This window comes from Couchioplanes caeruleus, assembly GCF_003751945.1.
Lineage (GTDB): Bacteria > Actinomycetota > Actinomycetes > Mycobacteriales > Micromonosporaceae > Actinoplanes > Actinoplanes caeruleus.
In genome coordinates this window covers 3,359,457-3,381,741 of the sequence record NZ_RJKL01000001.1, presented here as the reverse complement: position 1 = coordinate 3,381,741, position 22,285 = coordinate 3,359,457, and the positions used below count along the sequence as shown (strand labels likewise).

The following is a 22,285-nucleotide window of genomic DNA, read 5'->3' as shown; positions in this document are numbered from 1 at the left end:
GACGTGACCGACCTGGCGAGCACTCCCGCGTCCGCGGCGCCGGCCGTGGCGCCCGTGCCCCGCCGTACGTTCGGGGCAGTTCTGTGGCCGCTGCTCGGGCTGGCCGCCGCGGTGGGTGCATGGTGGACCGTCACCGCGGCCCTCGAGATCAACACGGTGGTGCTGCCCAGCCCGTCCGACGTGGCCGACGGCTTCGGGCGCTATCGCGAGCTGCTGCTCACCGAGGCCTGGCACACCACCCTGGCGACCGTTCTCGGCTTCGCTCTCTCGCTGGTCGTCGGCGTGCTGATCGGGGTGGCCATCGCCGCCTGGCGGCCGGTCGAGCGGATGTTCTCGCCGCTGCTGGTGGCGTTCAACGCGGTGCCCAAGGTGGCGCTCGCGCCGCTGATGCTGATCTGGTTCGGGTACGGCCGGACCCCGATCCTCGCCATGGCGTTCATGGTCTGCTTCTTTCCCATCGTGCTCGCCACGGCGACCGGCCTGACCAGCACCCCGGCGGACCTGGTCGAGCTGGCCCGCGCCATGGACGCCTCACGGTCGCAGATCTTCCGGCGGGTGCGGCTGCCCGCCGCGCTGCCGCAGATCTTCGTCGGCCTCAAGGTCGCCATGCCGCTCGCGGTGATCGGGGTGGTGGTCGGCGAGATGCAGTACGGCTCGACCGGGCTGGGCATGATCATCGTGCAGACCAGCGGCCAGGGCGATACCCCGACGGCGTTCGCCGCGATCACGCTGCTGGCGCTGGTGAGCATCGTGCTGTATTACCTGCTGGTGCTCATCGAGCGGCTCGCACTCCCTTGGGTGCGGGCGACGACCTCCGCCCGCTGAGCGCGCGTATGTCCGCAAGGGGCGCCGGTGCGGAGACCGGCGCCCCTTGCGATCTGTGGTCTCATCCGAAGCCGAGGTGCCAGGCGACCTTCTCGGCGAGCGGGCCGGTCAGCTCAGCAGCCGCCAGCGGCCGCTGCGGGCGACCAGCAGGGTCAGCGCCTGCGGCATGAGGCCCGAATGGTTGTCCGGGGTCAGCCGGATCGGTCCGGACAGGCCGTCGGTCTGCGAGGTCTCCAGGATGGCGCGGATCTGCTGGCGGTCCCCGCCGGCCCTCGCGACCGCGTCGGCGATCAGGCTCACCGCGTCCGCGCCGAACGAGGCGACCCCCGAGTAGCTGCCGTAACGGGAGGTGTAGTCCCGGAACCACTGCTTGCGGGCGGCCTTGGCCGGGGTCGTCGCGATCACGTCGTCGATCGCGAGGATCTGGGTGAACACCATGGTGGCGTTGCTTGTGGCCGCCGCGGCCTCCTGGGGCAGGAAGAGGTCCCCCGCGGCCGCGGCGTCGAAGTACATCCGGCCCTGGTAGCCGGCGGCCTTGGCGCTCATTGCGGCGAGCGTCGCCTGGTCCGGACCGGTCCAGACGACGAGGGCGTCCGGCTCGGCATCGGTGAGCGTACCGACGGTCTGGGTGACGTCCGTCGCGGTCGGCTTGACCGGAAGCTGGTTCTTGACGCTGATGCCGGCCCGCGCGAGCTGCGCGGTCATGCGGGTGCGGCCGCCCTTGCCGTAGAGGTCGTCGGAGTAGAGCAGGGCGACCGACCTGGTGTGGGTCCGGACGAGGTCGGCCACGAGTGCGGCCGAGCTGTCGCTCGCGTTGGGGCCGATCTTGAAGACGTACCGACGGCTCTCGACCGGCGTGCTGACCTCGTCGGCCGCGGCGAGGGCGATCGTGGGCACCCGCTTGTCGTTGATGGTCTTGGCGGCGCCGACGACGCACTCGTTGCAGCCGCCGCTGATGATCGCGGCGACCGACGGATCGTCGGCGAGCGTGCTGATGTTGCGCAGCGACGCCGTGGGGTCGGACTTGTTGTCCTGGACGCGGAGCACGAGGTTGTGGTCGCTGAGCACGCCGGAGGCGTTGATCTGCTCGACCCGGAGTTGCAGCGCGCGGGCGTACGCGGCGTCCATCGCCGAGCCCGATGCCAGGTCGGCGCCGATGACGACGTCGGCCTTCGCGCCGGGTTCGCTGCCGGAGTCGCAGCCCGTGAGGGCGGATATGACGAGCGCCGATGCGGCGGCGGACGCCGTCAGGCGACGGGGGAGCCTCACTGGGGGTGCCTCCTCGAGGGCGGAGACGGGACGTGGTGTCCCGGAACGCGATGTTGTCCGGAGTGGACCGCGGAAACACGGACAGCGCGTCCGTTCGATCGCGCCAAACCTTGCCAACGTGAGGGTTGCTGGTCAAGCCGCGCCCGACGTGGTGTGCGGGACGGGGATCCCACATAGTGGTTGGAATCTTGATGGATGATCGTCACTGTGTCGACACATGCCGTTGTTACGGTTACATTCGCGCACGTCAACGCCTACGCACTGTCGCTTGTCGACCCGTATTGGTGATTGCCGGGCTTCCGTGAACCCTGTTTCCGGGACGTCTCGTACTTCCCAAACGGTTGCCGACTCTGATGAAATCGCGGCCGTGCCGCCTGTCGCCCGAGCCGTGCCGCCGTCGGTCGGGCCCGTGCGACAGCGGCCGGTCGGGCGAAGAGATGCGGGGATGATCAGCGAGGAGATGTCGTGAGCACCGGATCTTCGACCCAGGCCTCGACCGGTCTCGCGCGCGCTGCCGTCGATCCCGCACTGAGCAGCGCAGACCGAGGTCGGGACGGCGGTGGCGCCGGCATCGGCGAGCGGCGCCGGTGGTTCCCGCGGCTGCGCGATGCTCGGATCCGTTCCAAGCTCGCGCTCATTCTCTTCGTGCCGCTGCTCGCCGTGCTCGCCCTCGCGGCGGTGCGGCTGCTCGACGTCGGCGGTCGCGCTCTCAACGCGGGTCAGGTGGAAGACCTCACCCGGCTCTCCACGGACGTCTCCGAGCTGACCCATCAGCTCCACGAGGAACGGATCGCGGCGGCCGAGTATCTGGCCGATCCACGCGCCAAACCGGAGGGTTACAACGCTGTCATCGCGGAGAGTGATCGGCGGATCCGGGAGTACAGCCTGGCGCGACGGGCGCAGGGCGAGCCGCCGGCGGCCCTCCAGGCCCGTCTGACCAGGATCGACGATCATCTGCGGACGATGGACGCAACCCGGAAGAAGATCGCGGATCGCGACGAGATCGCCGTCGCCGAGGCGGTCTTGCGCTACGGCGTCGTGATCGCCGACCTCGTCGGCTACGGCGAGCTGCTGAGTCAGTACGCCGGCGAGGGCGCGGTCGCCGACAGCCTCCGCGCCGTCTCCGCGTTCGCCCGGGCCAAGGCCGGCACCGCCGAGCAGGAGGCGGTCGCGTACGCCGCCCGCGTCGCCGGCGACACCAGCGACGAGCAGTTGTCCGTCTTCACCTCCACACAGACCGGCCAGCAGGAGGCCCTCGAGGGCTTCGCCCTGGTCGCCACCCCCGAGCAACAGGCCCTGGTGGACAGCACGGTCGCGGGGGACGCGGTCAACCTCGCCGACGAGATCGCCACCCAGCTCCTGCGGGGCGCGGCGGTCGCCCCGGGCGACATCACCCAGTCCATGGGATCCGTCGTCGACCTCATGCGCTGGGCCGAGCAGCGGCTCGAGGGGCAAGCGCTGCGGCAGGCCGGCGACGAGACCGCCGCGGTCACCCGGCAGGCCGCCATCGAGTCCGCCCTGGTGCTGCTCACCCTGATCATCGCGATCGTGCTGGCCGTCGTGCTGGCCCGCTCGCTCAACCTCTCGCTGCGCAGACTGCGCGAGGGCGCCCTCGCCGTGGCCAACCGTGACCTGCCCGACGCCGTCGCCCGGCTGCGCGACGTCCGCAGCCTGGGCGAGGGTGGCGCCGAGGACATCGTCCGCCAGGTGCGCGACCCGATCCGGCTCAGCAACCGCGACGAGGTCGGCCAGGTGGCGCAGGCCTTCAACGTGGTGCACAAGGAGGCCGTCCGGGTCGCCGCCGAGCAGGCCGCCCTCCGGACGAGCGTCTCGGCGATGTTCCTCAACCTGGCCCGCCGCTCGCAGAACCTGGTCGACCGCATGATCGGCGAGCTCGACCAGATCGAGCGCGGCGAGGAGGACCCGAAGCGGCTCGCCCAGCTCTTCGAGCTCGACCACCTCGCGACCCGGATGCGCCGCAACGACGAGAACCTGCTCGTCCTCGCCGGCGCCGACTCCAGCGCGCCGCGGCGCGAGGACGCGCTCGTGGTCGACGCGCTGCGCGCCGCGCAGTCCGAGGTCGAGCTCTACAACCGCATCGAGTTCGGGACGGTGGACACCGACATCTCCATCGCCGCCGTCGCGGTCAACGACGTCGTGCGGCTCGTCGCGGAGCTTCTGGACAACGCCACCCGATTCTCGCCGCCCAACACGGTGGTGGTCGCGGACGGCCGGCGCATCCGCGACTACGTGGTCATCCAGGTCGAGGACCGCGGCCTCGGCATGACCGAGGAACAGATGGACGGGCTCAACCGCCGCCTCGCCGAGACGACCGACGTCGACGTGGCGGCCTTCCGCCTGATGGGTCTCGCCGTCGTCAGCCGCCTCGCCAACCGGTACGGCATCCGCGTCGAGCTGCGTGCCAACCTGGAGGGCGGCACGGTCGCGCAGGTGGTGCTGCCGAACAGCATCGTGGTGCTGCCCGGCATCCGGCCGATGGACCCGCACACCCGCGGCAACCGCCAGCTCGACCCGGCGCCGATCGGGTGGAACGATCCGATGCCTCTGGGCCACTCCGCCGCGGAGACGGCCACTCTGCCGGCGATCGGTCCGAGTCCGAGGCGGCAGGACTCCGGCGACGGTCATCCTCGGACCGAGACCGACCTCCCGACGGTCTCGGCGCCGCCGCAGCCGGCTCTTCCCGTCCATCCGCACCTGCCACTGCTGCCCTCGCAGCGACCGGGCACCGGCGACGGCTTCCCGACGCCGAATCGGCCCGCGCTGCCCAGGCGCGGGGTCGATGACCGGCCGCCGTTGCCCACCCGGGTGGCCCGGCCGGACGATCCCGATCCGGCGCAAACCTCGGTGTGGGACTCCGGGGTCGCCGGCTCCCCGACGATGGCGTATCCGACCGTGCCGTCGGTGGGCTTCGTGACCCCCGAGGGCGGCCAGGCGCCGCGCGCGGGCGCAGACGCGCAGGGCTGGGGAGCCGCCCTCGCCGCGATGCCGCCCCCGCCTCCGCCTCCCGTACCGGCACCGCGCGAGGATCGGCCCGAGGCCGCGCCTATCTTCCTGCAGATGCAACAGAGCTGGTTCGAGGGCCACAAAGGATCGATCTCCGAGGAGTGGGGCATGCCGACCGCGGGCTACGCACCCCCGCCGAACCCGTTGGTCTCCGTGACCGCCACATCGGCTTCCCCTGCTCCGATGCCGCACACCGCCCCGATCTCCGCGGTTCCGGTGTCTCCGGCGGTCTCCGCCCATCCCGCTCCGGCCACCGTGGGCGTCGACACCGCGCGGCGAGGTGGATCCTCGGCGGCGGAGTCCGGCACGGACGGCGGCGGCCAGTCGGTGCCTCGCCCGCGCAAGTCGGCGGAGGACGTGTGGCGTACCGCCGCCGACGACGGATGGCAGCGGGCGATGGCGGCGGCGGAGCCCGCCGTCACCGACACCACCCGTTCCGGGCTGCCCAAGCGGGTGCCCCAGGCACAGTTGGTGCCGGGCGGGGTCGACAGCAACCCACGCAACCAGAAACGGCGCAGCCCGGATGAGGTACGCGGTCTGCTCTCCGCGTACCACCGAGGCGTGCAACGAGGGCGTACGGCAGGCAGCGAGGAAGCTGCCGCGGGCGCCCCTGCTCCTAAGGAGAACGGACAGTGACCAGGCCCCCCACCATGCAGGACATGGGCTGGCTGCTCAGCAACTTCGCCGACAGCGTGGCGGGCATAGCCCACGTGGTCGCGGTATCCGCCGACGGCCTGCTGCTGGCCTCGTCACGGGACCTGCCCGCGGACCGCGCCGACCAGCTCGCGGCGATCACCTCCGGCGTGGTCAGCCTCACCGACGGCGCGTCCCGCATGTTCGACGCGGGCCAGGTGCAGCAGACGATCATCGAGATGGACAGCGGGTACCTGTTCCTGATGTCCATCAGCGACGGATCGTCGATGGCCGTGCTGGCCGCACGCAGTTGCGACGTCGGCCAGGTCGGCTACGAGATGGCGCTGCTCGTCGAGCGGGTCGGCGCCGCCCTGGTGCCGGCGCCGCGCGAGGCCGTCGCGGGCCAGGTCTAGGACCGTCTCCGTCACCACGCGTGCGACAGCCGGAAGGAGGTGACCGCTCGATGGGACAGCCGCACGACCCCCGCGGCAATCTGGTCCGACCGTACGCGGTCACCCGGGGCCGGACGGAACCGCGCCGGGAGATACCGATCGAGGCGGTGCTGGTGGCAAGCCAGGCCGCCGTTCAGGAAGCCCGGTTCGCCGGGCATGACAAGTACCGCATAGCCGTGCTGTGCGAGCCCCGGGCGCAGTCGTTGGCCGAGATCGCGGCCTACAGCAGGCTCCCGCTGGGAGTCGCCCGGGTTCTCGTCGCCGACATGGTCGCCGACGGGATGTTGTCGCTGCACAGCGCCGCTCCCAAGAGAGGTTTCACGGAGCGGATGGATCTGCTGGAAAGGGTGTTGAGTGGACTTCGCAAGCTCTGAGCGGGCGGGGGCGCAACCCAAGGAGATCACCTCCGCGAAGATCGTCATCGCTGGTGGCTTCGGCGTGGGCAAGACGACGCTGGTCGGCGCGGTCTCCGAGATCGAGCCGCTGACCACCGAGGCCGTCATGACCTCGGCGGGACAGGGGATCGACGACGCGTCCAAGGTGCCGGGCAAAGAGACGACCACGGTGGCGATGGACTTCGGCCGGATCACCATGGCCGACGACCTGATCCTCTATCTGTTCGGCACACCGGGCCAGACACGCTTCTGGTTCATGTGGGACGAGCTGATCCGGGGTGCCGTCGGCGCGGCCGTGCTGGTGGACACCCGTCGCATCTCCGACGCCTTCGCGCCGCTGGACTATTTCGAGAACCGTCACCTGCCGTATCTGGTCGCGCTGAACTGCTTCGACGGCGCGCCCCAGTACGAGCCGGACGAGGTGCGCGAGGCCCTGGCGATCTCGTCGCATGTGCCGCTGATCATGTGTGACGCGCGGCATCGCGACTCGGTGAAGAACGTTCTGGTGGGTGTCGTGGAGCACGCGATGCGCACGCTGGTGGCCGAGCAGGAGCGCGGCTTTCCGACCCCGGTCGGATGAACGCCTGCCCCGCCGATCCTCAGGCGGGTAGCCGGTAGCCGCGCTTGACCACGGTCTGGATCACGCCGGGCACGCCCAGCCCGGCGCGCAGCCGGGCCACGGCCATCTCCACCGCGTGCTCGTCGGCGCCGCGGGGAAGGGCGCGGAGCAGGGCCGTACGGGACAGCACCCGGCCCGGGGTCGCGGCGAGCGCGCGTAGCACCGCCATCGGCGCCGGCGCCAGGGACCTCAGGTCGCCGTCGACGATCGCGGCGTGGCCGCGCAGGGTCAGCCGGTGCCCGGCCACCTCGATGGTCAGCGCCCGGGGCGGCAGCTCCTCGACGACCGTACGGACCAGGGCGCCCAGCCGGGCCCGCGCCGGTGCGGCCACCGGGACGTCCCGCTCGCGAAGCGGCGCGGCGGTCACCGGCCCGACGCAGGCCGCGAGCACGTCCCCGCGCAGTGCCTCCAGCAGCCGACCTGTGCTCTGACCGGCGGCCCGCAGCACGGCGGCCGCGGCGGGCGCCGAGGTGAAGGTCACCGCGTCCACGAGCCGGCCGGTGACCAGGTCCACCAGCCGGTGCAGCGGCGCCGGGTCGATCGGCGGCACCCACCGGTACGCCGGCACCTCGACCACCCGGGCCCCGGCGGCGCGCAGAATCGCCGCCTGCTCCGGCTGGCTCTCGCCGTGCACCTGCATCGCCACGGTCAGCCCGGCGACGCCCCGGGCGGTGAGGTCGTCGACGACCTCCTCGAGGCTCTCGCCCAGCGGTGCCTTGGGCCCGCGCGCCACCGGGCTCTCGCTCAGCGGTGCCCTCGGTCCGCGGGTCACCAGGCGGGAGCGGAGCAGCACCGCGCGCAGTGGCCCGGCCAGACCCCAGGTCTCGGCGGCCCCGAGCCAGCCGTGCAGGCCGCTGCCGGCCAGGACGATGTCCGGCGGGGTGTCGAGGCAGGCCCGGGTGGCCGCGCGCAGCTCGGCGTCGTCGGCCGTCGGCACGAGGCGCAGGGCGGGTGCCAGCACGACCCGGGCACCCCGGTGCGCCAACAGGGTCGCCAGCTCCTCCCGGCGGCGGTCCGACGTGACGGCGACCGTGTAACCGGACAACAACGCCGTCGGCTCCGCCAGCGCCGAGGCTGTGATCACCGATCTGCGCGTTCCTCCCGCCCGGTCCGGCGTCATGCGGCGGCCGGCCCTCCCCGCACGGGCGGGGCGGTGCCGGGCGCGGCGGTGCCGGGCCGGGCCGTCGGGGTGTCCGTGCCGCTCGCCATGACCGAAGGGTGCCGGTGGGTGATTTCGGTCCCGGGTCCCGCATGTTTCGAGTCCGCTAAGAGGCTTTCGTGCCCACAAGGGCACTCCGTGGGTGGAAACACGTCACCCGCCGTCGGCGCGCCGGGAGGCACGGCCTATCCTGGGGCCGATAAGTTATGCGGTCCGTCGGCCTGGCGGGCCTCCTAGCCCGTTTTGACCGCGCGCCGCGCAGGCGGGTATTGTTGCCTGCTGTTGTGCGACGGCTGCGAGCGTCCCCTCCGGGGTACGCTTGACGTTCGTGCTCGACGCAGTGCGTTGATGACGAACAAGGCGCGCGCCCCCAGACCGACGACGAGACAAGGTAATTCTGTGCGTACGTACAGCCCGAAGCCGGGTGAGATCGAGCGTCAGTGGCACATTATCGACGCTTCTGACGTCGTTCTGGGTCGCCTGGCCACCCACGCCGCCACTCTCCTGCGCGGCAAGCACAAGCCGACGTTCGCTCCGCACGTCGACACCGGCGACTTCGTGGTGATCATCAACGCGGGCAAGGTCGCGCTGACCGGCAACAAGCGGCAGACCAAGGTCGCCTACCGGCACTCGGGCTACCCGGGTGGTCTGAAGCAGGTCGGCTACGAGGAGCTGCTGACCAAGCGGCCCGAGCACGCGGTCGAGCTGGCCGTCAAGGGCATGCTCCCGCACAACAAGCTCGCCCGTCAGATCATCAAGAAGCTGAAGGTCTACCCGGGCGCCGAGCACCCGCACGCCGCGCAGCAGCCGGTGCCGTTCGAAATCAAGCAGATCGCGCAGTGAGCGCGGGCGAAGGAAACAGCATGTCCGACATCGTCGAGCCCGAGGTCGTCGAGACCGTCGAGGCACCCGCTGAGGCCCCCGCGGAGACCGTGGTGGTCGTCGAGGCCGCGCCCGTCACCGTGCGCGCTCCCCGCCCGGGCGACCGTCCGATCCAGACCGTCGGCCGCCGCAAGGAGGCCATCGTCCGGGTCCGCCTCGTCCCCGGCTCGGGCAAGATCGTCTGCAACGGCCGCGAGCTCGAGAACTACTTCCCGAGCAAGGTGCACCAGCAGCTCATCCGCGAGCCGCTGAACACCGCCGAGAAGGCCGAGCAGTTCGACGTGATCGCCAACCTCCGCGGCGGCGGCATCACCGGTCAGGCCGGCGCCCTGCGCCTCGGCATCGCCCGCGCGCTCATCGCGAACGACGGCGACGACCGCCCGGCGCTCAAGAAGGCCGGCTTCCTCACCCGGGACGCCCGGGTCAAGGAAAGCAAGAAGTACGGTCTCAAGAAGGCCCGCAAGGCCCCGCAGTACTCGAAGCGCTGATCGCAGCGCTCGCCTTGCACCACGTCTGATCGGACGGCCGGGCACGCCCCACGCGGGGCGCGCCCGGCCGTTTCGCATTTCCCCGCCCGAACAACGCACCGGTCCGCCTTTACTGATAGGGACGGACCGGCGAAAGGAACGACCGCCATGGGGCGACTCTTCGGCACGGACGGCGTACGCGGCCTCGCAAACGGTGACCTCCTCACCCCGGAGTTGGCGCTCTCGGTCGCGGTCGCCGCCGCCCGAGTGCTCATCGAGAGTGACCGGAGCCACCAGCCTCTCGCCATCGTCGGCCGGGACCCGCGGGCCAGCGGCGAGATGCTCGAGGGTGCCGTGGTGGCGGGCCTGACCAGCGCGGGCGCCAACGTCGTCCGCGTCGGTGTGCTGCCCACGCCGGCGGTCGCCTACCTGGTCGGACAGGCCCAGGCGGACCTCGGGGTGATGCTCTCCGCCTCGCACAACCCGATGCCGGACAACGGGATCAAGCTGTTCGCCCCGGGCGGCCAGAAGCTGCCGGACGAGCTGGAGGCGCGGATCGAGGCGGCGATCGAGGACGGGCACGGGCTCGTGGGCCGCCCGACCGGCGCCGGCGTGGGACGTGTGCACGATCTGCTGGACGGCGCCGAGCACTACGTGAAGCACCTGGTCGCCGCGACGCCGCACAGCCTTGCGGGCGTCAAGGTGGTCGTCGACTGCGCGAACGGCGCGGCCAGCGACGTCGGCCCGGCCGCCTACGAGCAGGCGGGCGCGGAGGTCGTCGCCATCCACGCCGATCCCGACGGCCTCAACATCAACGACAACTGCGGCTCCACCCACATGGAGGCGCTGCGCGAGGCCGTGATCCGCGAAGGCGCCGACCTGGGCCTGGCCCACGACGGCGATGCCGACCGCTGCCTGGCCGTGACATCGACCGGCGAGTTCGTCGACGGCGACCAGATCATGGCGATCCTGGCGCTGGCGATGCGCGAGGCGGGCACGCTCACCGACGACACGCTGGTCGCCACAGTCATGAGCAACCTGGGCCTGCGGCTGGCCATGAAGCAGGCCGGCATCCGCCTGCTCGAGACGAAGGTCGGCGACCGCTACGTGCTCGAGGAGCTGACCGCGGGCAACCTCGCCCTCGGCGGCGAGCAGAGCGGCCACATCGTCATGCCGGCGTACGCGACGACCGGCGACGGCGTCCTGACCGGCCTGCACCTGATGGCGACGATGGCGTCCACGGGCAAGTCCCTGGCGGACCTGGCGGCGGTGCTGCACAAGCTCCCGCAGGTGCTGATCAACGTCCCGGTGAAGGACCGCGAGGCCGGCGCCCAGGCCCCGGCGGTGCAGGCCGCCGTGGCGCTGGCGGAGAACGAGCTGGGCGAGACCGGGCGGGTGCTGCTGCGCCCGTCGGGCACGGAGCCGCTGGTCCGGGTGATGGTCGAGGCGGCGACGCAGGAGCAGGCCCGTACGGTCGCCGAGCGGGTCGCGGACGAGGTCCGGGCCGCGAGCCCGGCCTGATCGAGATTCGGGCCGCGAGCCCGGCCCGATCGCCGGAGCCCGGCCGAAAGGTCGGGCTCCTTTTCTCCACCAGGTCTCAGGCGAGGGTGCGTAGCCGCCGGGCGGCCTCGTCGATCACTTCCTCGCGCTTGCAGAAGGCGAAGCGGATCAGATGGCGGCCCTGCTCCTGGTGGTCGTAGAAGACCTGGGTGGGCACCGCCACGACCCCGCAGCGCTCCGGAAGCGCGCGGCAGAACTCGACCCCGTCCTTCCCGCCCAGCGGCGTGATGTCGGCGGTCACGAAGTAGGTGCCGGCGGGCGGCAGCACCTCGAAGCCGGCGTCGGTCAGTCCCGCGAGCAGCCGGTCCCGCCGGGCCTGGAGCCCGTCGCGGAAGGCGGTGAAGTAGGCGTCCGGGAGCCCCAGCGCGACCGCGACGGCCGGCTGGAGGGGCCCGGCGTTGACGAACGTCAGGAACTGCTTGACCCGGAGCACCGCGGAGACCAGCGGCGCGGGGCCGGTCGCCCAGCCGACCTTCCAGCCGGTGCAGGAGAAGGTCTTGCCCGCCGACGAGATCCGCAGCGTGCGCTCCCGCATGCCGGGCAACGAGGCGAGCGGCGTGTGCGGCGAGGCGGCGTCGGTGAACACGAGATGCTCGTAGACCTCGTCCGTCACGGCGTACACGTCGTGCTCCCGGCAGAGCCGCGCGACCAGCGCGAGCTCCTCCGCCGTGAAGACCTTGCCCGTCGGGTTGTGCGGCGTGTTGAGCAGCACGAGCCGGGTCCGGGGCCCGAAGGCCGCGCGCAGCTCGCCCTCGTCGAACGTGTACTGCCCGTCGGCGCCGGGCCGCAGCGTCACCGGGCGCCGTACCGCACCTGCCAGCGTGATCGACGCGGCGTACGAGTCGTAGTACGGCTCGAAGCACACCACCTCGTCACCGGCCTCGCACAGCGCGAGGATGGTCGCGGCGATCGCCTCGGTGGCCCCGGCGGTGACCGCGACCTCGGTGTCCGGGTCGCGGGTGAGCCCCCAGAACCGTTCCTCGTGCGCTGCCACCGCCTGCCTCAGCGCCGGGATGCCCGCCAGCGGCGGATACTGGTTGGCGCCCGAGCGCAGCGCCTCGGCGGCCGCCGCCAGCATCTCCGGCGGGCCGTCGGTGTCGGGGAAGCCCTGCCCCAGGTTGACGGAGCCGGTCCGCGCGGCGAGCGCGGACATCTCCGAGAAGATGGTCGTGCCGAAGGGGCGCATGCGGCCGACGAGCGGGTCCGCCGAGGTCGTCGTCACGCCCGTCAGCCTACGGCCCCGCGCTAGAAGATCACTTTAGAGCAGGAGGCGGTGATGCCGCTGCTCGTCTTCTGGGCGACCTCCTCGCCATCGATCGTCGCGCTGCAGGAGATCGTGCCGCCGGAGGTGCCCCTGCGGATGACGACCACCGAGACGAGCGAGGAGCCGCGCAGTTTCACCTTCTTGCTCCAGGGCAGGGAGGCGTTGCTCACCCTCTTGGGCTCCTTGCCCAGCTCAGCCATGTAGACGATCTCGACCGGGCCCTCGCCGGTCACCTTGTACTCGACTTCGATCTCCTTGCCCTGTCCCGGAAGCTGAGGGATGCCGGTCGGCAGGTCGGTCGGCAGCTCCGGCAGGTCGGTGGGCAGGTCCGTGGGCAGCTCCGGAGCCTCGGTCGGCAGATCCGGCACCGTGGGCAGCGACTCGATGGTCTCCTTGGCCTTGTCGGTGGCCCGGTTGACCAGAAGGACCGCCGAGGTGATCCCTCCGGCGCAGAGCAGAAGCGTGACCACGACGAGGACCGCGACCAGCGGGGTGTTGCTGCGCTTCGGTGCGGGCGGGGGAGGGGCGCCGTAGCCGGGCGGACCATATCCCGGTGGGGGGCCGTATCCGCCGGGCGGCGCGTACTCCGGCTGCTGGTGCTGCGTCTGGGGCTGCTGGTACTGCGTCTGGCCGACCAGCGGGAACTGCGAGGTGGGCGGATAGCCGTCGGGTGGCGCGCTGGCCGGCATCTCGGGCAGCGAGGCATATCCTGGCTGGTATTGCGGCACGGCGGGTGGCTGATAGGCCGGCGCGGCCGGTTCCGCGGACGCCGGATACTGCAGTGCGGTCGGTGGTTCGTCCTGTGTCCCGGCGGGCGGCTGGTCTGGCGAGGCGCCCGGTAGGGAGCTCTGCGGCGGGGTCAGGGGCTGCGCCGCAAGCGGGTCGCCGGTCGGGGACGACCAGGGCTGTCCCGACGGCGGCTCCGGCGGGAGCGGGCGCGTCGGGTCCGAGGGCGGGGGATAGCTCATCGTCTCTCCAGAGCAGGCGTCTGGCCGACGGTACGCCTCCGGCGCCAGGAACGGATCACCCGGTCGTGTCAGGGTTGCCCGGGACCTGGACGGGAAGCGGCCCACACCTGACCGAACGGATGTTTCGATCACGTCCGATGCGCGAAAGTATGCCTCTCGAGCAGCGGCCATGAGCGAAGGTCCGCTAGGCTCCCCCACATGTGTGGGATCGTGGGTTACGTCGGCAACCGTCCGGCGCTGCAAATCGTCCTCGACGGGCTCCGTCGGCTGGAGTACCGCGGATATGACTCCGCGGGTGTCGCGGTCATCGACGACACTGTCATCCTGACCGAGAAGCGTGCCGGCAAGCTGGCAAACCTCGAAAAGGCCCTGACCGAGCGAGCGAGCGACGGGATCGCCACCGGAACGACCGCCATCGGGCACACGCGCTGGGCCACCCACGGCGGACCCACCGACCGCAACGCACACCCGCACCTGTCCGCCGACGGGCGGGTCGCGGTGATCCACAACGGGATCATCGAGAACTTCGCCCGGCTGCGCGCCGAGCTCGAGGCCACCGGCATCGAGTTCGTCAGCGACACCGACACCGAGTGCGCGGCCCACCTGGTCGCCGCCGAGATGCGCGCGCTGCGCGAATCCGGCACCGACGTCGAGGGCCCGCAGCTCCTGGCCGAGGGCATGCGCCGCGCCGTGCGCCGCCTCGAGGGGGCCTTCACCCTGCTCGCGATCGATCTCGGCGTGCCGGACGCGGTCGTCGCCGCCCGCCGCAACTCGCCGCTGGTGGTCGGCCGGGGCGACGGGGAGAACTTCCTCGCCAGCGACGTCTCCGCCTTCATCGAGCACACCCGCGAGGCCATCGAGCTGGGCCAGGACCAGATCGTCCTGATCACTCCGGACACCATCGAGATCACCGACTTCACCGGCGAGCCCGCGACCGGCAAGGAATTCCACATCGACTGGGACGCCTCGGCCGCCGAGAAGGGCGGCTACGACTACTTCATGCTCAAGGAGATCGCCGAGCAGCCGCAGGCGATCGCCGATACGCTGCTCGGCCGGCTCTCCGACCGCGGCGAGATCGTGCTCGACGAGGTGCGCCTCACGGACCAGGACCTGCGTGACGTCGACAAGATCTTCATCATCGCCTGCGGCACGTCGTACAACGCGGGCATGGTCGCCAAGTACGCCATCGAGCACTGGGTACGCATCCCGTGCGAGGTCGAGCTGGCCAGCGAGTTCCGCTACCGCGACCCGATCCTCGACCGCTCCACGCTGGTCATCGTGATCAGCCAGTCCGGCGAGACCATGGACACCCTGATGGCGCTGCGCCACGCCAAGGACCAGAAGGCGCGCGTGCTGGCCATCTGCAACACCAACGGCTCGACGATCCCGCGTGAGTCCGACGCCGTGCTCTACACCCACGGCGGACCGGAGATCGCGGTCGCCTCCACCAAGGCGTTCCTCACTCAGCTCGTCGCCTGTTACCTCATCGGCCTGCACCTGGCCCAGATCCGCGGCGTCATGTACGCCGACGAGGTCGCGGCGGTCGTCGAGCGGCTCCAGCGCACCCCGGACGACCTGCGCCACCTGCTCGACCAGATGGAGAGCGTCCGGGCGCTGGCCCGCGATCTGCGGACGGCCTCGACCGTGCTCTTCATCGGCCGCCACGTCGGCTTCCCGGTCGCTCTCGAGGGCGCGCTCAAGCTCAAGGAGCTCGCCTACATGCACGCCGAGGGCTTCGCCGCCGGCGAGCTGAAGCACGGCCCGATCGCCCTGATCGACGAGGGCACGCCGGTGGTCTGCGTGGTGCCGTCGCCGGCCGGCCGGGGCGTGCTGCGTGACAAGGTCGTCTCCAACATCCAGGAGGTGCGCGCCCGCGGAGCCCGGACGATCGTGATCGCGGAGGACGGCGACGACGCCGTTGCCGCGTACGCCGACCACCTGATCCTCGTGCCCCGGACGCCCACCCTGCTCGCGCCGCTGATGACCACCGTGCCGCTGCAGATCCTCGCCTGCGAGATCGCCGCCGCCCGCGGTCACGACGTCGACCAGCCGCGCAACCTGGCGAAGTCCGTCACCGTGGAATGACATCGGACCGTCCCAGGGTGATGTTCGTGAGCGCGTCGAGCGCCGGGCCGCCTTCGTCCCAGTAACCGAGGTGGCCGGCGCCGGCCTGGCTCGGAAACCGCCGGGCTCCGAAGGCGGGCTCGGCGGGGTTCGTGCCGTGATACAGGTCGTCCTCGGGGCGGCCGAAGGCGAGCAGCGCCCCTGCCGGCCGGGCGTGGGCGGTGAGCAGATCTTCCGCCAGGCTGCGCGGCGAGACGGCCGCCCACTGGATGACATCCGTGCGGGAGGTCGAGGCCCAGACCTCCCCGGCCGGGACGTGCAGGTCCGCCGCGGAATCCACGCCGACCCCGGGCGAGCCGACGAGGACCACGCTGTCGGCGGCGAGGCCCGGGCTTGCCGCGGCGGCGCCGACCACCAGCGACCCGTAGCTGTGCCCCAGCACGGTATGCCGCGCGGGCGGGCCCTCATGGCCGGCGCGGAGGCCGTCCTGGAAGCGTCGCAGGGCGAGGGCGCCGGCATCGGCCCGTGACCGGCTCGCCGCCTCGCCGAGGAAGTCGGGGGCGTCGTAGCCCAGCCACATGACCGCACTGGTGGCGATGCCCGGCGCCAGCTCGCCCGCCCGGACCGCGATCCGTTCCGCACGGGCCAGCTCGCCGCCGAACGACGCCAGGTCGGCCGTCATGCCGGGCACCTGGGTCAGGACGTTCTCCGCCCGGTCGGGGTCGCCCAGGGCGACGACCGCGCGTCCCTCGCCCGCCGGGTCGATCACCAGCAGGTACGCCCGCGGGCCGTCGCCGTCCGCGAGTCGTTCCGCGAGCGTGCCCTCGATGTGCATCCCGTCGAGCAGCAGCCGGTTGGCGCGGTCGCGCGCCGCGGCCGGAACCCCGTCGAGCGACCCGATCCATCCCGGCTCGGTGGCCAGCAGCCATTCGCGCTGCTCCGGGCCGAGGCCGGCCCACCACCGGCCCACCTCCGCCGGAGTCGCCGTGCAGGCCGGTGGATCGGCACCCGGCGGCGACGCCGGGACCAGGAACAACCCGCGCAGTAGCGCGCTGGCCGTCGCGTCCGCCGCCGTGGCCGCCCGAAGGTCGTCATCGGCCCGGGCCCGGGTCAGCGCCGCGGCGAACTCGGTCAGCGCCTGGTCGGCCGCCCAGCAGCCGAGCCGGAAGAGGTCCAGCAGGCGTTGCAGCCGGGCCAGCCTGGCGCTGACCGCCTCGGCCGCCGCGCCGCGCCAGACCGTGCGCAGCGCCGCCGCGCAGCGCCGGACCTCGGCGGCCCAGCGCCCGGCCGCCGACGCCCAGGACCGCCACGCCAGGGCCGCTTCCACCCAGTGGCCCGGGTCGGTCGCCCGCAGCACGGTCATCGGATGGCCCGGAGGCGTGCGGCGGCGGAAGCGTCGGCGGCCTCGTAGTCACCGGCCGCGCCGGCGGCCGCGCGTCCCGTGGTGATGATGTCGTTCGCTATGGCGGCCAGGGCACGCTGGGCGGCCGCGGCGGCGACCGTACCCGCGTCGGTGGCCGACCAGTGCGGACCCGGCACCGGCGACGGCGGATCGGCCTGCAGATTGCCGCTTGCGGTCGTCAGCGCCGCTGCCCAGTCGCGTACGCCCTCGGTGTCCACCTCGAAATCCGGTCTCATCGGCAGCCTCCATCGGCAACGTGGCGAACCCGGGGTGGGCTCGCCGGCGACGAGGCTAGGGAAACGGCGGCCGTGTCGTTTCCGGGCTGTGGACAACCGCGTCCGAGACCCGGGTTGTGGACAACCGGTCCCGATAGGGTTGGTGGTGTGATCGTGTCTTGCGGGATCGACGTGGTGCTGGTCGAGCGGTTCGCCCGGGCACTGGAGCGCACGCCCCTGCTTGCGGACCGGCTCTTCACCGACGCGGAGCGGACGACGCCGTCCGGCAACCCGCGGTCGGCGGAGTCGCTGGCCGCACGCTTCGCGGCCAAGGAAGCAGTGGCCAAGGCCCTCGGCGCGCCCGCGGGGTTGCGGTGGCACGACTGCGAGATCGTCTCGGATCCGGACGGCAGGCCGTGGCTGACCGTATCCGGTACGGTCGCGGCGGTGGCCGTCGAGCGGGGGGTCAACCGGTGGCATCTGTCGCTGTCCCACGACGGCGGCATCGCCTCGGCCATGGTGGTCGCCGAGGCCTGAGACGGCACAGGAGCGCGGATGCGGCAGGCATGGCGGGTTGCGGACGTACGCTCGGCGGAGAAGGCCCTGATGGCGACCCTGCCCGACGGTTCACTCATGCAGCGCGCCGCGGCCGGTCTGGCGCGTCGCTGTGCGCTGCTGTTGCGCGACGGTGGCGGCGTCTACGGCGCGACGGTCGTGCTCCTGGTGGGCAGCGGCGACAACGGCGGCGACACCCTCTTTGCGGGTGCCCGGCTGGCCGCGCGTGGCGCAGCGGTTCGGGCTGTCCTCCTCAGTCCTGAGCGCGCCCACGTCGCCGGGCTCGCCGCGCTGCGTCAGGCGGGTGGCCGTGTGGTCGCCGACCTGCCGGACCGCGCGGATCTCGTCGTCGACGGCATTGTCGGCATCGGCGCGAGCGGTGGCCTGCGACCTCAGGCGGCGGCACTGGTCGCCCGGCTCGGTGCCTTGCGCGCGCGGGACGGCGCGCGGCCTCCGGTCGTGGCGGTGGATGTGCCGAGCGGGGTGTCGGTGGACACCGGCGACGTGCCGGGCGACGCGGTGCACGCCGACGTCACGGTGACCTTCGGATGCCTTAAGCCCGCGCATGTGGTGGGTCCCGCCGCCGCGCGGGCGGGCCACGTCGACCTGGTGGACATCGGCCTGGGTGCGACGCTGCGCACGACCGCCGCCGTACGCGTCCCCGACGCGTCCGACGTCGTCTCGTGGTGGCCCCGCCCGGGCGCCACCTCGGACAAGTACTCCCGTGGCGTGGTGGGCCTGGCGACCGGCTCGGCGACGTATCCGGGCGCGGCGGTGCTCTCCGTCGCCGGCGCGCTGGCCGGCCCGACCGGCCTGGTGCGCTACGCGGGCAGCGCCGGGCGTGAGGTGGTGCGCCGGCATCCGTCGGTGATCGCCGCGGAGCGGGTCGCCGACGCCGGACGTGTACAGGCCTGGGTGTGCGGGTCCGGGCTCGGGACCGGCGACGACGCGCGTCGGGAGCTGCGCAGCGTCCTGGCCAGCTCGGTGCCCGTCCTGCTCGACGCCGACGCGCTGACGTTGCTGGTCGACGGGCAGCACGCCGCCGGCCTGCGACGGGACGCGCCCCTGGTGATCACCCCGCACGACCGGGAGTTCGCCCGGCTGGCCGGGGAGGCGCCGGGCGCCGACCGGGTCGGCGCCGCCTGCCGGCTCGCCGCGTGGATGAACGCGGTCGTCCTGCTGAAGGGGGACCGCACCATCGTGGCGACGCCGTCCGGCGAGGCGTGGGCCAATCCCACGGCCACCGCCGACCTGGCGACCGCCGGATCGGGCGACGTGCTGGCGGGATTGCTGGGTTCGCTGCTCGCCGCGGGAGTTCCCGCTCAGCGGGCGGCCGTGGCGGCGGCGTACGTGCACGGCCTGGCCGGGCGCAGGGCCGGGCTGGACGGCCCGGCCACGGCCTCCGACGTGGCCGCCGCGCTGCGTCCCGTCCTGGCGGACCTGCGGTGACGCGGTTCTGTCGGACCCGGTCAGTAGGCTGATGAGCATGTGGCAGGCCGAGATCCGGATCGACCTCGACGCAATCCGGGACAATGTGGCGACGCTGTGCGCCGGCACGAGCGCCGAGGTCATGGCCGTGGTCAAGGCCGACGGCTACGGGCACGGCATGCTGCCGGCCGCCCGCGCGGCCCTCGCCGGCGGTGCCACCTGGCTGGGTGTGGCCACCCTCGACGAGGCCCTCACGTTGCGCAGGGCCGGGCTCACCTCTCCCATGCTGGCCTGGCTGCTCGGGCCGGGGTTGCCGCTGCACGAGGGCGTCGAGGCCGAGGTGGACCTCAACGCGGGCAGCCTGGCGCAGCTCGACGAGGTGGTCGCGGCCGCCCGCCGGGTCCGGCGCCCGGCCCGCGTGCATCTCAAGCTCGATACCGGCCTGTCTCGCGGCGGCTCGACGCCGGCCGAGTGGCCCGCCCTGGTGGAGGCGGCCGCGAAGGCCCAGGCCGATCAAGACCTGGAGGTCGTCGGGATCTGGAGTCACTTCGCGTGCTCCGACGCGCCCGGTCACGAGACGATCGACCGACAGCTCGCGGTCTTCGCCGAGGGGCTGGCGACCGCGGAGCGCTACGGCGTCGAGCCGCGCTACCGCCACATCGCCAACTCGGCGGCGACCCTCACCCGCCCCGACTCCCACTACGACCTGGTCCGGCCGGGCGTGGCCATCTACGGGCTGTCGCCGCTGCCGGGCCCGCCGCCGGCCGGGTTGCGCCCGGCGATGACGGCCCGGGCGCGGGTCGCGCTCACCAAGCGGGTCCCGGCCGGGCAGGGAGTTTCGTACGGGCATGCGTACCACACCGCCCGCGAGACGACCCTGGCGCTGGTGCCGCTCGGCTACGGCGACGGCGTGCCGCGGCATGCCTCCAATGCGGGGCCGGTGTGGCTCGGCGGCGCGGTGCGCCACATCGCGGGCCGGGTGTGCATGGACCAGTTCGTGCTGGATTGCGGTGACGACCCGATCGCGGTGGGCGACGTGGCGGTCCTGTTCGGCGCCGGCGACGACGGCGAGCCGACGGCGACCGACTGGGCCGAGGCGATCGGCACGATCAATTACGAGATCGTCACGCGCTTCGGTGGGTCGCGGGTGCCGCGCATCTACGACGGCTCGGCGGGTGTTCCGTCGCCCGAGGAGACGGCTGAATGATCTTGCGGGAGCCGGCTGGGGTTCTGGGGAGGGCCGGATGAGCTTGCGGATGCCGGATGGGGCACTGTCTCTCGCGGCGTGCAGATCCCGTCCACTCGCCCTCGGCGTAGGCGAGCGGGTCGGTCGGGCCGGGAGCGGGTCGGTCGGGTCTCGAGCCGGGAGCGGGTCGGTCAGGCCCCGGGCCGTGAGCAGGTCGGGTGGATCTCGGGCCGTGAGTAGGCCGGGTGGATCTCGAGCCGTGAGTAGGCCGGGTGGATCTCGAGTCTTGTGGAGCCGCTGGATGAGTCCTGAGGAGGCTGGATGAGGCCCGTCAAACCGTCCGCCCGTTCCTCGTCGCGGACGGGCCGGTCCGGTCCGCGGCGGCGGGCGAAGCAGGTCGGGATCGCCGGTGCGGTCATCGGTGTCGCGGCGGCCGGGCTCGCCACCGCGTTCGCGGTCGAGCGGGCGCTGGTGCGCAAGTCGGTCAACGCGCCCGGTGACCCGCACGCCGACGAGGAGTTCGGTGAACAGCCGCACGACGAACGGCTCACCGTCACCGCGGCCGACGGCACCGAGCTGCACGTGGAGATCGTCGAGCCCCAGCAGGCCGGCGCGAAGCCCACGATCGTCTTCGTGCACGGCTTCGCCCTGGACATGGGCACCTTCTACTTCCAGCGGCAGGCGCTCACCGAGCTGGGGGAGCACCGGCTCGTCTTCTACGATCAGCCGGGTCACGGCCGGTCCAGTCGCCTGCAGTCCGGTGACTACGACATCGCGGCGCTAGGGAAGTCGCTGGCGGCGGTGCTCGACGCGACCGTGCCGGAGGGGCGCATCATCCTGGTCGGGCATTCGATGGGCGGCATGACGATCATGGCGTTCGCCGAGCAGTATCCGGAATGGTTCGGCGAGCGGGTCACCGGCGTGGTGCTCATGTCCACATCGGCCGGCCTCATCGACAAGGCCAAGCTTGGTCTGCCCACGCTGGCCGCCCGCGTCAGTGCGCCGTTCATCCCGCTGTGGGGCGGGGCGGCGCGGCTCGGGGGACCGGTGATCGAGCGGGCCCGGCTCGCCTCGTCCGATCTCGCCTGGCTGCTGACCCGGCGGTACGGATTCGGCGATTCCCGGCCCAGCCCCTCGCTGGTCACCTTCGTGGAGCAGATGAACTCCAAGACATCGGTCGAGACCTTGACCAAGTATCTGCGCACGCTCTACACGCACAACCGGTTCCCGGCCCTGTCGGCGCTCAAAGCCGTGCCGGTGCTGGTGCTGGTCGGCACGAAGGACTACCTGACCCCGGTGGCGCACTCGGAGGACATCCTCAGGAGGCTTCCCGACGCCGAGCTATTGAAGATCGACAACAGCGGCCACGTGGTCATGCTCGAGAAGGCGGACGAGGTCAACGCCGCGCTGATTCCCTTCCTGGAGCGGGTGTCTTGAACACAACCGGCATCCGCCTGCCCACTGTGGACGACACGCGCGCGTTCGGTCGCCGGCTCGCGGCCCTGCTGCGCCCCGGAGATCTGTTGCTGCTGACCGGTCCGCTCGGCGCCGGCAAGACCGCGCTGGTGCAGGGCATCGGCGCCGGGCTGAAGGTGCTCGGCGACATCACGTCGCCGACGTTCGTGATCGCCCGGGTGCACCGGCCCGATCGGGAGCGTGGGGGCGAGGTTCCGCTGGTGCACGCGGACGCGTACAGGCTGGGTGATGCGGCCGACCCGCGCGCGGAGATCGACGATCTCGACCTGGACGCCTCCGCCGACGGCGCGGTCACCGTTGTGGAGTGGGGTGCGGGCCTGGTCGAGCAGCTCAACGACGAGTATCTCGCGGTGCGCATCGACCGCCTCGACGACGACACCCGGGTGATCGACCTGATGCCCCACGGCGGAGACTGGGCGGCCCGCCTCGAGAAGCTGTGACC

At 72.3% G+C, this 22,285-nt stretch carries 20 protein-coding genes; 14 read left to right on the top strand and 6 right to left on the bottom strand.

Going from position 1 to position 22,285, the window contains the following annotated elements; translation table 11 throughout:
• Positions 1-3: 3 nt before the first annotated feature.
• Complete coding sequence (locus tag EDD30_RS14945) at positions 4-825, top strand: ABC transporter permease (RefSeq protein WP_071808902.1); 822 nt, start codon at positions 4-6, stop codon at positions 823-825.
• A 108-nt stretch (positions 826-933) separates the two neighbouring features.
• On the opposite strand, the gene EDD30_RS14940 is transcribed toward EDD30_RS14945, so the two are convergent.
• Positions 934-2,094 carry an ABC transporter substrate-binding protein gene (locus tag EDD30_RS14940; RefSeq protein ID WP_071808901.1) on the bottom strand — a complete coding sequence of 387 codons (1,161 nt, stop codon included), beginning with the start codon at positions 2,092-2,094 and terminating at the stop codon, positions 934-936.
• A 528-nt stretch (positions 2,095-2,622) separates the two neighbouring features.
• Here EDD30_RS14940 and EDD30_RS14935 point away from each other — a divergent pair.
• Genes EDD30_RS14935 through EDD30_RS14920 form a run of 4 tightly spaced genes read left to right on the top strand, consistent with a single transcriptional unit; the run spans position 2,623 to position 7,178 of the window.
• A complete protein-coding gene (locus tag EDD30_RS14935) occupies positions 2,623-5,754 on the top strand; it encodes a sensor histidine kinase (protein ID WP_071808917.1) in 3,132 nt (1,043 codons plus the stop codon).
• Entirely contained in the window at positions 5,751-6,164 is a 414-nt protein-coding gene (locus tag EDD30_RS14930; RefSeq protein WP_071808900.1) for a roadblock/LC7 domain-containing protein, read from the top strand. The genes EDD30_RS14935 and EDD30_RS14930 overlap by 4 nt, the downstream gene beginning before the upstream one ends.
• 50 nt (positions 6,165-6,214) lie before the next feature.
• Positions 6,215-6,577: a DUF742 domain-containing protein gene (locus EDD30_RS14925; protein WP_071808899.1), complete on the top strand. Its 363-nt coding sequence runs from the start codon at positions 6,215-6,217 to the stop codon at positions 6,575-6,577.
• Entirely contained in the window at positions 6,558-7,178 is a 621-nt protein-coding gene (locus EDD30_RS14920; RefSeq protein WP_071808898.1) for a GTP-binding protein, read from the top strand. Before EDD30_RS14925 ends, EDD30_RS14920 begins: the two co-directional genes overlap by 20 nt.
• A gap of 19 nt (positions 7,179-7,197) precedes the next feature.
• Here EDD30_RS14920 and EDD30_RS14915 read toward each other — a convergent pair whose 3' ends face one another.
• Positions 7,198-8,301 carry a uroporphyrinogen-III synthase gene (locus EDD30_RS14915; protein WP_244945248.1) on the bottom strand — a complete coding sequence of 368 codons (1,104 nt, stop codon included), beginning with the start codon at positions 8,299-8,301 and terminating at the stop codon, positions 7,198-7,200.
• 474 nt (positions 8,302-8,775) lie between these two features.
• On the opposite strand from EDD30_RS14915, the gene rplM reads away from it, so the two are divergent.
• From rplM to glmM, 3 genes are all read left to right on the top strand, one after another.
• Positions 8,776-9,219 (top strand): 50S ribosomal protein L13, encoded by a 444-nt coding sequence (gene rplM / locus EDD30_RS14910; protein WP_015619048.1) that lies wholly within the window; start codon positions 8,776-8,778, stop codon positions 9,217-9,219.
• Between the two features lie 20 nt (positions 9,220-9,239).
• Entirely contained in the window at positions 9,240-9,746 is a 507-nt protein-coding gene (gene rpsI / locus EDD30_RS14905) for a 30S ribosomal protein S9 (RefSeq protein ID WP_071808897.1), read from the top strand.
• Between the two features lie 147 nt (positions 9,747-9,893).
• Positions 9,894-11,246 (top strand): phosphoglucosamine mutase, encoded by a 1,353-nt coding sequence (gene glmM / locus EDD30_RS14900; protein WP_071808896.1) that lies wholly within the window; start codon positions 9,894-9,896, stop codon positions 11,244-11,246.
• A 76-nt stretch (positions 11,247-11,322) separates the two neighbouring features.
• Here the strand turns inward: glmM and EDD30_RS14895 are convergent, their stop codons facing one another.
• Both EDD30_RS14895 and EDD30_RS14890 read right to left on the bottom strand, forming a co-directional pair.
• The gene (locus EDD30_RS14895) at positions 11,323-12,507 is read right to left on the bottom strand and encodes a pyridoxal phosphate-dependent aminotransferase (RefSeq protein ID WP_123678294.1); all 1,185 of its coding nucleotides are present in this window, start codon (positions 12,505-12,507) and stop codon (positions 11,323-11,325) included.
• Between the two features lie 23 nt (positions 12,508-12,530).
• A complete protein-coding gene (locus tag EDD30_RS14890) occupies positions 12,531-13,517 on the bottom strand; it encodes an MmpS family transport accessory protein (protein WP_148088135.1) in 987 nt (328 codons plus the stop codon).
• A gap of 198 nt (positions 13,518-13,715) precedes the next feature.
• On the opposite strand from EDD30_RS14890, the gene glmS reads away from it, so the two are divergent.
• Positions 13,716-15,602 (top strand): glutamine--fructose-6-phosphate transaminase (isomerizing), encoded by a 1,887-nt coding sequence (gene glmS / locus EDD30_RS14885; protein WP_071806334.1) that lies wholly within the window; start codon positions 13,716-13,718, stop codon positions 15,600-15,602.
• Here the strand turns inward: glmS and EDD30_RS14880 are convergent.
• Together EDD30_RS14880 and EDD30_RS14875 are read right to left on the bottom strand one after the other, a co-directional pair.
• Positions 15,589-16,944: an alpha/beta hydrolase gene (locus EDD30_RS14880; protein ID WP_071806333.1), complete on the bottom strand. Its 1,356-nt coding sequence runs from the start codon at positions 16,942-16,944 to the stop codon at positions 15,589-15,591. The genes glmS and EDD30_RS14880 overlap by 14 nt on opposite strands.
• Positions 16,941-17,219, bottom strand: a complete 279-nt coding sequence (locus EDD30_RS14875; protein ID WP_071806332.1) for a hypothetical protein — start codon at positions 17,217-17,219, stop codon at positions 16,941-16,943. The genes EDD30_RS14880 and EDD30_RS14875 overlap by 4 nt, the downstream gene beginning before the upstream one ends.
• Positions 17,220-17,366: 147 nt before the next feature.
• Between EDD30_RS14875 and EDD30_RS14870 the strand changes: the two genes are divergently transcribed.
• The 5 genes from EDD30_RS14870 (at position 17,367) to tsaE (ending at position 22,283) form a co-directional block, all read left to right on the top strand.
• Positions 17,367-17,735 carry a holo-ACP synthase gene (locus EDD30_RS14870; protein WP_071806331.1) on the top strand — a complete coding sequence of 123 codons (369 nt, stop codon included), beginning with the start codon at positions 17,367-17,369 and terminating at the stop codon, positions 17,733-17,735.
• A gap of 18 nt (positions 17,736-17,753) precedes the next feature.
• Entirely contained in the window at positions 17,754-19,202 is a 1,449-nt protein-coding gene (locus EDD30_RS14865; protein ID WP_123678293.1) for an NAD(P)H-hydrate dehydratase, read from the top strand.
• Between the two features lie 37 nt (positions 19,203-19,239).
• The gene (gene alr, locus EDD30_RS14860; protein WP_071805150.1) at positions 19,240-20,388 is read left to right on the top strand and encodes an alanine racemase; all 1,149 of its coding nucleotides are present in this window, start codon (positions 19,240-19,242) and stop codon (positions 20,386-20,388) included.
• A 300-nt stretch (positions 20,389-20,688) separates the two neighbouring features.
• A complete protein-coding gene (locus EDD30_RS14855) occupies positions 20,689-21,804 on the top strand; it encodes an alpha/beta fold hydrolase (RefSeq protein ID WP_084556353.1) in 1,116 nt (371 codons plus the stop codon).
• The gene (gene tsaE, locus EDD30_RS14850; protein WP_071805136.1) at positions 21,801-22,283 is read left to right on the top strand and encodes a tRNA (adenosine(37)-N6)-threonylcarbamoyltransferase complex ATPase subunit type 1 TsaE; all 483 of its coding nucleotides are present in this window, start codon (positions 21,801-21,803) and stop codon (positions 22,281-22,283) included. The genes EDD30_RS14855 and tsaE overlap by 4 nt, the downstream gene beginning before the upstream one ends.
• Positions 22,284-22,285 lie beyond the last annotated feature (2 nt).